11 protein-coding genes are annotated in these 12,153 nt (G+C 73.9%); 9 read left to right on the top strand and 2 right to left on the bottom strand.

Annotated elements, in window-relative coordinates:
• Positions 1–12: 12 nt before the first annotated feature.
• The 8 genes from ACQP1P_RS32225 to ACQP1P_RS32190 all read left to right on the top strand — a co-directional run bounded on the left by ACQP1P_RS32225 (position 13) and on the right by ACQP1P_RS32190 (position 9,914).
• Positions 13–1,134, top strand: coding sequence for an ABC transporter substrate-binding protein (locus ACQP1P_RS32225; protein WP_433076568.1), 1,122 nt, complete (start codon positions 13–15; stop codon positions 1,132–1,134).
• Between the two features lie 64 nt (positions 1,135–1,198).
• On the top strand, positions 1,199–2,623 hold the full coding sequence (locus ACQP1P_RS32220; protein WP_433076566.1) for an FAD-dependent oxidoreductase: 1,425 nt from the start codon (positions 1,199–1,201) through the stop codon (positions 2,621–2,623).
• On the top strand, positions 2,620–3,822 hold the full coding sequence (locus ACQP1P_RS32215; protein WP_433076564.1) for a CaiB/BaiF CoA transferase family protein: 1,203 nt from the start codon (positions 2,620–2,622) through the stop codon (positions 3,820–3,822). The genes ACQP1P_RS32220 and ACQP1P_RS32215 overlap by 4 nt, the downstream gene beginning before the upstream one ends.
• A gap of 41 nt (positions 3,823–3,863) precedes the next feature.
• Complete coding sequence (locus ACQP1P_RS32210; protein WP_433076563.1) at positions 3,864–4,685, top strand: cyclase family protein; 822 nt, start codon at positions 3,864–3,866, stop codon at positions 4,683–4,685.
• Positions 4,678–6,075 (top strand): MmgE/PrpD family protein, encoded by a 1,398-nt coding sequence (locus tag ACQP1P_RS32205; RefSeq protein WP_433076561.1) that lies wholly within the window; start codon positions 4,678–4,680, stop codon positions 6,073–6,075. The genes ACQP1P_RS32210 and ACQP1P_RS32205 overlap by 8 nt, the downstream gene beginning before the upstream one ends.
• A 19-nt stretch (positions 6,076–6,094) precedes the next feature.
• Positions 6,095–7,561: a dihydroorotase gene (locus ACQP1P_RS32200; protein ID WP_433076559.1), complete on the top strand. Its 1,467-nt coding sequence runs from the start codon at positions 6,095–6,097 to the stop codon at positions 7,559–7,561.
• Entirely contained in the window at positions 7,558–8,430 is an 873-nt protein-coding gene (locus ACQP1P_RS32195; protein ID WP_433076557.1) for an HpcH/HpaI aldolase/citrate lyase family protein, read from the top strand. The genes ACQP1P_RS32200 and ACQP1P_RS32195 overlap by 4 nt, the downstream gene beginning before the upstream one ends.
• Positions 8,427–9,914 (top strand): CoA-acylating methylmalonate-semialdehyde dehydrogenase, encoded by a 1,488-nt coding sequence (locus ACQP1P_RS32190; RefSeq protein WP_433076555.1) that lies wholly within the window; start codon positions 8,427–8,429, stop codon positions 9,912–9,914. The genes ACQP1P_RS32195 and ACQP1P_RS32190 overlap by 4 nt, the downstream gene beginning before the upstream one ends.
• 50 nt (positions 9,915–9,964) lie before the next feature.
• Here the strand turns inward: ACQP1P_RS32190 and ACQP1P_RS32185 are convergent, their stop codons facing one another.
• Both ACQP1P_RS32185 and ACQP1P_RS32180 read right to left on the bottom strand, forming a co-directional pair.
• Entirely contained in the window at positions 9,965–10,288 is a 324-nt protein-coding gene (locus ACQP1P_RS32185) for a DUF3140 domain-containing protein (RefSeq protein ID WP_433076553.1), read from the bottom strand.
• The gene (locus tag ACQP1P_RS32180) at positions 10,278–10,484 is read right to left on the bottom strand and encodes a DUF2945 domain-containing protein (RefSeq protein WP_433076551.1); all 207 of its coding nucleotides are present in this window, start codon (positions 10,482–10,484) and stop codon (positions 10,278–10,280) included. The genes ACQP1P_RS32185 and ACQP1P_RS32180 overlap by 11 nt, the downstream gene beginning before the upstream one ends.
• A gap of 318 nt (positions 10,485–10,802) precedes the next feature.
• Here ACQP1P_RS32180 and ACQP1P_RS32175 point away from each other — a divergent pair, with 318 nt between their 5' ends.
• Positions 10,803–12,065 carry a PIN-like domain-containing protein gene (locus ACQP1P_RS32175; RefSeq protein WP_433076549.1) on the top strand — a complete coding sequence of 421 codons (1,263 nt, stop codon included), beginning with the start codon at positions 10,803–10,805 and terminating at the stop codon, positions 12,063–12,065.
• Positions 12,066–12,153 lie beyond the last annotated feature (88 nt).

Genomic DNA, 12,153 nt, shown 5'->3' with positions numbered 1-12,153 from the left:
CAAGGGAGAACCATGTTTCGTCGTCCTCTCGCGCTGACCGCCGCCCTCGCGGCCTTAGCGCTCGCCGCCTCGGCCTGTGGTGGCTCGTCGGACACCGGCAGCAGCGCCCCCGGCGGCCTGACCTCGGTCAACTACGTCACCACCGCCACCGTCCCGGGCTCGACGCAGATCGCCCTCTACGCGGTGCCCAAGCAGATGGGCTACTTCAAGGCGGAAGGGCTCGAGGCCAACCTGAAGACCGCCAACGGTTCCTCGGCGGCGCTGCAGGTCATCGCCTCCGGTGACGCGCTGGCCACCAACGCCGAGGTCGCCTCGACCATGGCCGCGGTCGAGCAGGGCGTCCAGGTCCGCACGATCGGCTCGATCAACACCTCGTTCCCGTGGAAGATCGGCGTCCCGGCCGGCAAGAGCATCAGCTCGCCCGCTGACCTCAAGGGCAAGAAGATCGGCGTCATCTCGCTGGCCTCGGGCTCGAACCTGTTCACCCGCTCGTTCCTGCACGAGAACGGCATCGACCCGGACAAGGACGTCAAGATCCTCCCGGTCGGCCAGGGCACCCAGGCCAAGGCCGCCCTCGACAGCGGCCAGGTCGACGCGATCGCCCTCTACGCCGAGCTGTTCTCGCAGCTCGAGCAGATCGGCATGAAGTTCAGCTACCTCACCAACCCGGCCCTGTTCGACGGCATGCCGAGCATCTCCTTCACCGTCAGCGCCAAGACGCTCAGCGGCAAGGACAAGGACCTCGCGGTGAAGTACGCCCGCGCCGCCTACAAGGGCCTGATGTTCGCCCGGATCAACCCCGAGGCCGCGGTGGACATGGGCCTGAAGACCTTCCCCGAGCTGGCCGGCAGCGGCGGCGACACCCCCAAGCGCCGGGCCGAGCTGGTGACCCTGCTCAAGGCGTGGATGACCACCTCCACCCCGCAGACCGACGACCCGGCGTCCTGGCCGGCGTGGGGCCAGCTCTCCGACGTGCAGCTGAAGAAGGCGGCGACCTGGGCGGTGTCGACCGGCCAGGTGAAGAAGGAGCCGAACGTCGCCGAGGTCTTCGACGGCTCGCTCATCAAGGACATCAACACCTTCGACCACGACGCCGTCGTCAAGGACGCGAAGGACTACAAGATCGCCGGCTAGCCCAGCCGATCACCGGTGTGCGGCCCGGCCATCGCGGGCCGCACACCCCGACCTAGGAGTTCTGGTGAACACCACCCCAGGGACACGCTGGGACGTCATCGTCGTCGGAGCCGGCGCCGGCGGCATGTCCACCGCCATCTTCGCCGCGCGCAGCGGCGCGCGCGTGCTGGTCCTCGACGCCGCGCCCGAGGAGGGCGGGGCCCTGCACCTGGCCACCGGCCAGCTCAGCGCGGCCGGCACCCGCCTGCAGCGCGCGAAGGGCATCGAGGACACCCCGGAGTCGCACCTCGCCGACATCGTGCGGATCAGCAAGGACACCGCCGACCGCGAGCTGGTCTGGCTGGCCGTCTCCAACGCCGCCGCGACCATCGACTGGCTCCTCGACGACCTCGGCATGCCGGTGCTGCCGGAGCACCCGGTCCGCGGCCAGAACCACGAGCACTACAGCCAGGACCGGTACTACTGGGGCCCCGACCTCGGCCGCTCGATCCTCGCCGCGCTCCGCAAGCCCTTCCGCGAGCTGATCGACGGCGGCGCGGTCACCGCCCGCTTCGGCACCGAGGTCGTCCGGCTCATCCAGGACCCCGAGGCCCGGGGCGGCCGCGTGACCGGCGTCGTCACCGCCGGCGGCGAGGAGCACCACGGCGCCAACGTCGTGCTCGCCACCGGCGGCTACAACGCCGACCCCGCGCTGTTCGAGAAGATGAACGGCGTCCCCGCGTACGCCGACGCGTCCTACCGCTTCGCGAAGGGCGCCGGGCACCGGCTGGGCGTCGACGCGGGCGGCTACACCCGCAACCACGACCGCTACCTGTGCTCGTTCGGCTCGGTGCTCGACCACGACGACTTCCCGGCGCCGGTGCTGTGCCGGCCCGTGCACTGGCCCGAGATGCGCATGCCCTGGGAGATCTACGTCAACGTCGAGGTCCGCCGGTTCGTCGCCGAGGACGAGCCCAGCGTCGACGTGCGCGAGCACGCGCTGCTGCGCCAGACCGGCCTGCGCCGCTACATCGTGCTCGACGAGCGGATGCTGCGCGAGGCGCCGCCGATGATCCCCGGCTGGAGCGCCGACGACGTGCGCGCGCACGCCGGGCGCCACCCCATGTTCCACGTCGCCGGCGACCTGCGCACGCTGGCCGCCTCGGCCGGCATCGACCCGGGCAACCTGGTCGCCACCGTCGAGGAGTACAACGCGAACCGCGACGGCGAGGACCCGCTCGGGCGCCGCTTCCGGCCGCTGCCGCTCGCCGAGGCGCCGTTCTACGCGATCCGCGTGCAGGGCATGTCGATCACCTCGACCGCCGGCCTGGCCGTCGACGCCGGGCTGCGCGTCGTGCGCCCCGACGGCACCCCCGTGCCCGGCCTCTACGCGCTCGGCGAGCTGCTCGGCTCGGGCGCGTTCATGGGCAACTCCTTCTGCGGCGGCATGCTCGCCACCCCGGCGATGACCTTCGGCCGGCTGCTCGGCACCGGGATCCTCTCGTGGTGAGCGCGGCGGCCACCGGCCCCCTCGCCGGTGTGCGGGTCATCGACCTGTCGACCATCCTGGCCGGCCCGCTGGCCTGCCAGCTGCTCGGCGACTACGGCGCCGACGTCATCAAGATCGAGCACCCGGTCAAGGGCGACGGCATGCGCGGCCACGGGCCGAGCAAGGACGGCGTCGCCCTGTGGTGGAAGGAGATCTCGCGCAACAAGCGCGCGGTCGCCCTGAACGTCAAGGACCCCGAGGGCGCCGCGGTCCTGCTCGACCTCGTCGCCACCGCCGACGTGCTCGTCGAGAACTTCCGCCCGGGCACGCTGGAGCGGTGGGGCCTCGGGCCGGACGTCCTGCACGAGCGCAACCCGCGGCTCGTCGTCGCCCGCGTCACCGGCTTCGGGCAGACCGGCCCCTACGCGCAGCGCGCCGGCTTCGGCACGCTGGTCGAGGCGATGAGCGGGTTCGCGTACCTCACCGGCCCCGCCGACGGCCCGCCCACGCTCCCGGCGTTCGGCCTCGCCGACAGCGTCTGCGGCCTCGCCGCCTCGACGGCGATCACGATGGCCCTGCTGCACCGCGAGCGCACCGGCGAGGGCCAGGTGATCGACCTCGACCTGCTCAGCCCGCTGACGACGGCGGTCGGCCCCGGCCCCACCGCCTACCAGCAGCTCGGCGTGGTGGAGACCCGCCACGGCAACCGCTCCAGCAACAACGCGCCGCGCAACACCTACCAGACCCGCGACGGGCACTGGGTCGCGGTGTCCTCCAGCGCCCAGTCGATCGCCGAGCGCGTGCTGCGCCTCGTCGGGCACCCCGAGGTGCTCGCCGAGCCGTGGTTCGCCTCCGGCCGCGGCCGGGCCGCCCACGCGGACGAGATCGACGCCCACGTCGGCGGCTGGGTCCGCGAGCGCGACCGCGCCGAGGTGCTGCGCGCCTTCACCGAGGCCGGCGCCGCCGTCGCGCCCGTCTACTCCGCCCGCGACCTCGTCGAGGACGAGCACGTGCGCGCCACCGGCATGCTCACCGAGGTCGAGGACGACGAGCTCGGCCCGGTGCTCATGCACAACGTGATGTGGCGGATGTCGGCGTCGCCCGGCTCCATCCGGTTCACGGGACGCGCCCTCGGCGCCGACACCGAGGCGGTCCTGGCCGACCTCGGCTACGACGCCGAACGCGTGGCGCAACTGCGATCCCGGCAGGTCGTCGCATGACCGTCGCTGCCGACCTCCGACACCACCAGCGAGGAGAACCCGTGTCCGTCGACCCGCTGATCGCCGCGGTCAGTGCCGGCGTCGAGGTCCACGACCTCGGCCGCACGCTGCGCATCGGCATGCCCCAGTCGCCCAACCACCCGCCGTACTGGCACGCCCTGCCCCGGCGGCACGGCGACATGGTCCGCGGCGACGGCGGCTCGGCCGCGAACGACATGATCTCGATGGGCACGCACGTCGGCACCCACATCGACGCACTGGCCCACGTGAGCCAGGACGGCCGGCTCGCCGACGGCTCCGACGCCCGCGAGGCGTCGGTCGGCGGCCGCTTCGACGCGCTCGGCGCGCACACCATCGAGCCGATGGTGCGCCCCGGGGTGCTGCTCGACGTTCCGGCCGCGCTCGGCTCGCCCGAGGGCCTCGAGGGCGGCTACGAGATCACCCCGGCCAACCTCGAGCTGACCGCGAAGGTCCAGGGCGTCACGATCCAGCCGGGCGATGTCGTACTGATCCGCAGCGGCTGGGGCCGGCACTTCGACGACTACGCCACCTACGTCGGCCAGCAGACCGGCGTCCCCGGCGTCAGCGAGGACGGGGCGACCTGGCTCGCCGAGCACCGCCCGCACGCCGTCGGCGCCGACACCATCGCCTTCGAGTGCCTCAAACCCGGCGCCGGCCACGGCCTCCTGCCGGCCCACCGCGTGCTGCTGGTCGAGCGGGGCATCTACATCATCGAGGCGATGGTGCTCGACGAGCTCGCGGCGGCCGGCGTGCACCGGTTCACCTTCGTGCTGTCGCCGCTGAAGCTCTACGGCGCCACAGGCTCGCCGGTCCGCCCGCTGGCGGTGGTCTCCCGTGGCTGAGGACACCCTCTCCCGCCGGATCGCCGAGCTGGCGGCCGAGACGCGGCCGGGCGCGCTGCCCGACGCGGTGCTGGCCAGCACCCGGCTGCGGGTCCTCGACACGCTGGGCCTGGCGCTGCGGGCCCAGGACCTCGACTCCAGCCGTGCCGTCATCGGCTACGTCGCCGACCAGGGCGGCCGGGCCGAGGCCACCGCGATCGGCGTCGCCGAGCGGGTGCCGGCGGCCCTGGCGGCGCTCGTCAACGGCACGCTCGCGCACTCCCTCGACTACGACGACACGCACCTGCCGTCGGTGCTGCACCCCAGCGCCGGCGTCGTGCCCGCGGCGCTCGCCGCGGCCGAGGCCGTCGGCGCCTCGGGCGCGGCGCTGCTCGCCGCGGTCGCGGTCGGCCTCGAGACCTGCGTGCGCATCGGCATGGCCGGCTACGACCCGGTCGCGGGCAACTCGACCTTCTTCGAGCACGGCCAGCACGCCACCTCGATCTGCGGCGCGCTCGGCGGCGCGGTCGCCGCGGGCATGCTGCACGGCCTCGGCACCGACGGCATCCAGTCCGCGCTCGGCGTCGCCGCCTCGATGGCCTCCGGCATCATCGAGGCCAACCGCACCGGCGGCACCGTGAAGCGGCTGCACTGCGGCTGGGCCGCGCACAGCGCCGTCACCGCCGCCGAGCTGACCCGCCGCGGCCTCACCGGCCCGCCGACGGCGCTCGAGGGCCGGTTCGGCTTCTTCCAGGCCTTCCTGCACGGCGCGTTCGACGCCGGCCAGGTCACCGACGGGCTCGGCGAGCGCTGGGCCGTCCCCGGCATCTTCTTCAAGCCGTACCCGGCCAACCACTTCACCCACACGACCGTCGACGCGGCCGCCGAGCTGCGCCGCCGCGGCGTGCGCCCGGCCGACGTCGAGGCCGTCGAGGTCGGCGTGCCCGCGCCGGTCATCCGGACCATCGGCGAGCCGATCGAGGTCAAGCGCGCGCCCGCGACGGGCTACCAGGCGCAGTTCTCGGCCCCGTACGCGGTCACCGTCGGCCTGTTCGGCGGCGGCGGCCTCGGCGCGGCGCTGGAGGACTACACCGACGCGCTCGCGGCCGACCCGGCCCGCCGCGAGCTGATGGCGAAGGTGAGCGTCGTGGCCGACCCGCGCTGCGACGCGATCTTCCCGCACCAGTTCCCGGCCGTGCTCACCGCGCGGCTGCGCGACGGGCGCACCGAGACCGTCGAGGTGCTCGCCAACCGCGGCGGCGACCGGTGGCCGCTGACCGACGAGGAGGTCGGGCGCAAGTTCGCCGACAACGCCGGCGCGGCCCTCCCGGCCGGCGAGGCCGAGCGGCTGCGCGCCGCCGTCCTCGCCCTGGACACGCTCGCCGACGTGCGCACCCTGCTCCACCCGTGAACCCGGAAGGACATCAACCATGACCCACTACGACCTGATCGTCCGTGACGTCCGGGTGGTCACCCACGACGCTGCCGAGCCGGTCCCGGCCGACATCGGCATCGCCGAGGGCAAGATCGTCGCGGTCGCCGCGGGCCTGGACACCGCCGATGCCGCCGAGGTGGTCGACGGCGGCGGCAAGCTCGCCTTCCCCGGCGTCGTCGACGCCCACCAGCACTGGGGCATCTACAACCCGCTCGACGTCGACACCGAGGCCGAGAGCCGGGCCGCGGCCCAGGGCGGGGTCACCACCGGCCTGAACTACATGCGCACCGGCCAGTACTACCTCAACAAGGGCGGCCCCTACGCCGAGGTCTTCCCCGAGGTGCTCGGCCTCAGCGAGGGCAACGCCTTCATCGACTACGCCTTCCATCTCGCCCCGATGAGCAAGGAGCACATCGACGAGATCCCGATGCTGGTCGAGCGGCACGGCGTCACCTCGTTCAAGATCTTCATGTTCTACGGCAGCCACGGCCTGCACGGCCGCTCCTCGGACCAGTCGAAGTTCCTGATGACCCCCGAGGGCGAGCGCTACGACATCGCCCACTTCGAGTTCGTGATGCGCGGCATCCAGAAGGCCCGCGAGCAGTTCCCCGACAAGGCCGAGGCGATCTCGCTCAGCCTGCACTGCGAGACCGCCGAGATCATGGCGGCCTACACGAAGCTGGTCGAGGAGGACGGCACCCTCACCGGCCTCGAGGCCTACTCCGCCTCCCGCCCGCCGCACTCCGAGGGCCTGGCCATCTCGATCGCGTCCTACCTCGCCCACGAGACCGGCCTGCCGAAGATCAACCTGCTGCACCTGAGCTCGGCGAAGGCCGTCGCCGCCGCCCTGCTCATGGCCAGGACGTTCCCGCACATCGACTTCCGCCGCGAGGTCACCATCGGGCACCTGGTCGCCGACATCCACACGGCCTCGGGCATCGGCGGCAAGGTGAACCCGCCGCTGCGCCCGCGCGAGGACGTCGAGGCGCTGTGGGAGCACCTGCTCGCCGGAGAGCTCGACTGGGTCGTCTCCGACCACGCCTGCTGCCGCGACGAGCAGAAGTTCGGCGCCGACCGCGACGACGTCTTCCTGGCCAAGTCCGGCTTCGGCGGCGCCGAGTACCTCCTGCCCGCCCTCGTGAGCGAGGGACGCAAGCGCGGCCTGGGCTGGGACCGGATCGCCGCGCTCACCGCGTGGAACCCCGCGCAGCGCTACGGCCTGCCGTCGAAGGGCGCCATCAAGGAGGGCTTCGACGCCGACCTGTGCCTGCTCGACGACGACCGCCCGTGGACGATCCGCGCCGCCGACTCGCTCTCGGCCCAGGAGTACACGCCGTTCGAGGGCTTCGAGCTCAGCGCCGCCGTCACCGACACGTTCGTGCGCGGCATGCGGGTGCTCACCGACGGCGTGGTCACCGGCGAGCCGCGCGGCCGCTACCTGCACCGCCCCACGGGCTCGTGACGCCCGATCTCGTCGCCCTCTACGTCCCCGGCGACCGGCCGGCGCTGTTCGCCAAGGCGCTGGCCGGCCCGGCGGACCTGGTGATCCTCGACCTGGAGGACGCCGTCGCGGTGGGCGGCAAGGACGGCGCGCGGGCCGCGGTGCGCGACTGGCTCACCGCGCTCGACCCCGCCGCCCGGGCCCGGATCTCGGTGCGGGTCAACGGGGCCGGCACGCCGGCCGGGGAGGCCGACCTGGCCGCCCTGGCCGGCATTGCCGGCATTGCCGGCATTGCCGGGCTGCACTCGGTCCGGGTACCCAAGGTCGAGTCGCCCGCCGAGGTCGCGCGGGTCGTCGCCGCGCTCGGCCCGGTGCCCGTGCACGCCCTGCTGGAGTCCGCCGCCGGGATCGAGGCCGCGGCCGGCATCGCCCGCGCCCCGCAGGTCGCCGCGCTCGCGCTCGGCGAGGCGGACCTGCGTAGCGACCTCGGCGTCACCTCCGACGACGGCCTGGTCTGGGCCCGCTCGCGGGTGATCGTCGCGGCCCGCGCGGCCGGCCTGCCCGCGCCGATGATGTCGGCCTGGACCGACCTCGCCGACACCGAGGGCCTGATTGCCTCCTGCCGCGCCGGCCGGGCCATGGGCTTCCTGGGCCGCACCGCCGTCCACCCGAAGCAGGTCGAGCCCATCCTGACCGGCTTCGCCCCCGACCCGGGGGAGGTCGCCGCCGCGCGGGCACTGCTCGACAGCCTCGCCGCCGCCGGGGCCGGCGGGCGCGCCGTCGCGGTCACCGCGACCGGCCGCATGGTCGACCCCGCGATGGTCCGCGGCGCCGAACGTGTCCTCGCCGTCCACGCCCACATCCGCCGCTGCCTGGGAGCCGCCACATGACCGTCGTGCCGCACTGGATCTCCGGGGCCGAGGTGGTGCCCGCCGGGGCCACCGCGCCCGTGACCGACCCGGCCACCGGGGCCGAGACCGCCCGCGTCGGCCTGGCCGGCGCGGCCGTGGCCGACGCCGCCGTGAAGGCCGCGACCGCCGCGTTCGCCGACTGGAGCGAGACCTCGCTCGCCCGCCGCACCACGGTGCTGTTCCGCTTCCGGGAGCTGCTCAACGAGCGCGCCGACGAGCTCGCCGCGATCATCACCGCCGAGCACGGCAAGGTCCTCGACGACGCCCGCGGCGAGGTGGCCCGCGGCCGCGAGGTCGTCGAGTTCGCCTGCGGCATGCCCCACCTGCTCAAGGGCGGCTTCACCGAGAACGCCTCGACCGCCGTCGACGTGCACTCCCTGCGCCAGCCGCTCGGCCCCGTCGTGATCATCAGCCCGTTCAACTTCCCGGCGATGGTCCCGATGTGGTTCTTCCCGATCGCGATCGCGGCCGGCAACACCGTCGTGCTCAAGCCCAGCGAGAAGGTCCCCTCCGCCGCCCTGTGGCTGGCCCGCCTGTGGCAGGAGGCCGGCCTGCCCGACGGCGTCTTCAACGTCGTCAACGGCGCCAAGGAGGCGGTCGACGCCCTGCTCGAGCACCCCGACGTGGCCGCCGTGTCGTTCGTCGGCTCGACCCCGGTCGCGTCGTACGTCCACGAGACCGCCAGCCGCCACGGCAAGCGCGTGCAGGCCCTGGGCGGCGCCAAGAACCACATGCTGGTGCTGCCCGACGCCGACCTGGACCTGGCCGCCGACCAGGCCGTGAACGCCGGCTTCGGCTCGGCCGGCCAGCGCTGCATGGCCATCTCGGTGGTCGTCGCCGTCGGCGAGGTGGCCGACGGCCTGGTCGAGCGGATCGCCGAGCGGGCCCGCAGCCTGCGCACCGGCGACGGCCGCCGCGGCTGCGACATGGGCCCGCTGGTCTCGGCCGCGGCCCGGGACCGGGTGGCGTCGGCGATCGCGGCGGGCGCGGCCGCGGGCGCCCGGGTGGTCGTCGACGGCCGCGAGGGTGCCTACGACGCCGACGGCGAGGGCTTCTTCGTGGGCCCGACCCTGCTCGACGGCGTCGAGCCCGGCATGTCCGTCTACGCCGAGGAGATCTTCGGCCCGGTCCTGTCGGTCGTGCGCGTCGCGTCGTACGAGGAGGGCGTGGCCCTGATCAACGCCAACCCGTACGGCAACGGCACCGCGATCTTCACCGCCGACGGGGGCGCGGCGCGGCGCTTCTGCCGCGAGATCCAGGTCGGCATGGTCGGCGTCAACGTGCCCGTCCCGGTGCCGATGGCGTACTACTCCTTCGGCGGCTGGAAGTCCTCCCTCTTCGGCGACGTGCACGCGCACGGCACTGAGGGCGTGCATTTCTTCACGCGGGCCAAGGTCGTGACGACCCGCTGGAGCGACCCGAGCCAGCGCGGCCTGTCCCTGGGCTTCCCGGTCAACACGTGAGCGGCCCGCCGCCAGGGGTCCGTGCTCCTGACGGACCCCTGCCGGCGCCGCTACCGCTTGAGCGGGTCGTGGCCCCAGTTCATGAGCGAGTGCCGCCAGCGGGTGTCGGTGACGTCGCCGGACGGGCGCTGGGCGAGGTGCCGGTGCACGTACCCGACGACCTTGCGCATGTGCGCCTCGTCCGCCTCGGTCAGGTCGGCCCGCTTCGTGTGCAGGATGCGCACGATTTGCCGGCCGCTGTCATGGCCCACCGACTCGCCGCCGCCGCTGTGCTGCCCGGCCGCCTTCGACGCCTCGGTGCCGAGCCAGCGCTGCAGCTCCGACGCCGTCATGTTGACCGCGTCGCGGAACTCGGCGTACGCGTCAGCTGTCATGGTCGAGCGAATCCTCCCTGTGCACGGCGGTGCGGCCCGTCTTGTCGCTGCGCACCTCGTACTGCGGCTCGTCCGGGGAGGCCGCGACCGTCCGCCCGGCCGCCTCGGTGCGCGAGGTGATGCGCCGCTCGACGGTGCCGTGGACCGTCTTGCCGTGGCTGCGCCAGGTCACGTGGTCGCCTTTGCGGAACGTCATGCCCTTGCGACTACCCGCGGCACACGGCCGGTAACGCCGCACCGCCCGAAGTTGCGAGCCTCGCGCGCGGCGGCCACGGCCCCGGCCGCCCCGGCGGCGACCACGGCCCCGAGGGCGAGTGCGAGCGTGCGGGTTCTTCGCATGGCGGTACGACCCCTTCTTTGCGACCCTTCGTGGTAACGGCCACTGTCGATGCGCTTCGGCAGCGGGGTCAAGCCGCACGCCACGGACCCGGCGAACCCGGCGCAACCGCGTGGAAAATTGCCGGCCGGCCGAGCCGGCCCGGCCCCGCCGATGCGACGTATATCGTGGCCGTCGATGCATGGACTCTTCGACAGCTTCGAGGGCTACCGGATCGTCGGTGACGCCGACAAGGACCAGGCCCTCCAGTCCGCGCTCGTCGCGGTCGACGCCAACGTGCTGCTGAGCCTGTACCGCTACAACCGCCGCACCACCGAGGACCTCCTCGCGGTCCTCGAGCGGCTCGGGGACCGGCTGGTCGTGCCGCACCAGGCCCTGCGCGAGTTCCACCGCAACCGGATGAGCGCCATCGGCAACCCGTCCGGCGTGGCCCGCGAGACCCGCGAGGAGCTCGGGAAGAGCCGGGCCGCCGCGGCCGAGGCGATGCGGCGGTGGGCGCGCACCGTCGCGCTCGACGACGCCGACCTGCGCCGCCACGAGCAGGCGATCGAGGAGCTCTTCGACGACCTCGACATCGCGATCGTGCGGACCGAGACGGGCCGGGTGCGGGCCGCCACCCCGGTCGAGCAGGACCCGGTGATGCGGCGGCTGCTCGCGCTCCTCGACGGCCGGGTGCTGCCGCACCCCGGCGAGCGGCGCTGGTCGGAGCTCGTCGCGGAGGGCACGCGGCGCATCGCCGAGCGGCGGCCGCCCGGATACCTGGACGCCGCGAAGACCGCCCACCCCGAGGGCGCGACGGGTGACTTCCTGATCTTCTGGCAGTCGTGCGAGGCGGCGCGGGAGCGCGGGCTGGACCTCGTGATCGTCACCAACGACGAGAAGGAGGACTGGTGGTGGCGGCACCGGTCCGAGTTCGTCGGGCCGCGGCCGGAGCTGGTCAAGGAGTTCTTCGATCTCAGCGGCCGCCGGCTGCACCTGCTGCGCGTGCGGGACCTGCTCTCCCGCTCCGCCGCCCTCGACGTCGAGGTGAGCCCGGCCTCGGTCGAGGACGCCGAGCGGGACCGCAGCGCGGCGCCCGCCGCGCTGACCGCCGACGCGGCGCTGGCGCTGATCCGGGTGATCGAGCGCGTCGATCCCGAGGTCGCCGCGGCCGTGCGCGAGGCCGCGGCGAGCGACGACACCGTGGTCGTCACGCCGGCCGACGGGCCGGGCCTGTCGGCGCTCATCGCCGCCTACATCGACTTCCTGCGCCTCACCGAGGGCCGGACGATCCCGGTCCCGGCGGTCGTGCGGCCGGTGTTCGGCGACGGCGGCGAACTCGTCGCGCACCGGCTGACGCCCGAGTTCGCGGCGGTGCTGCGCCTGGCCCCGGCCATGCCGCCGGCCATGCCGCCGGCGAGGCCGGCCAGGCCGCCGAACCAGCCGCCGGTGCGGGGCTAGCGTCCGGCGACGGCGAGCGCGCGCCCGGCGGGGGCCGCGGCCGGCGCGAGCACGGACATCGTTACGTTCCGTCGCGCGAATGCGCGAC

The organism is Dactylosporangium sp. CA-052675 (genome assembly GCF_050947935.1).
GTDB lineage: Bacteria > Actinomycetota > Actinomycetes > Mycobacteriales > Micromonosporaceae > Dactylosporangium.
The sequence above is the reverse complement of the archived record's forward strand: the minus strand, read 5'-3'. Positions and strand labels throughout refer to the sequence as shown.

Coding starts and splice junctions, on each gene's coding strand:
- ACQP1P_RS32225 (WP_433076568.1), top strand. CDS start 13: ATGTTTCGTCGTCCTCTCGCGCTGACCGCCGCCCTCGCGGCCTTAGCG.
- ACQP1P_RS32200 (WP_433076559.1), top strand. CDS start 6,095: ATGACCCACTACGACCTGATCGTCCGTGACGTCCGGGTGGTCACCCAC.
- ACQP1P_RS32190 (WP_433076555.1), top strand. CDS start 8,427: ATGACCGTCGTGCCGCACTGGATCTCCGGGGCCGAGGTGGTGCCCGCC.
- ACQP1P_RS32185 (WP_433076553.1), bottom strand. CDS start 10,288: ATGACAGCTGACGCGTACGCCGAGTTCCGCGACGCGGTCAACATGACG.
- ACQP1P_RS32180 (WP_433076551.1), bottom strand. CDS start 10,484: ATGACGTTCCGCAAAGGCGACCACGTGACCTGGCGCAGCCACGGCAAG.
- ACQP1P_RS32175 (WP_433076549.1), top strand. CDS start 10,803: ATGCATGGACTCTTCGACAGCTTCGAGGGCTACCGGATCGTCGGTGAC.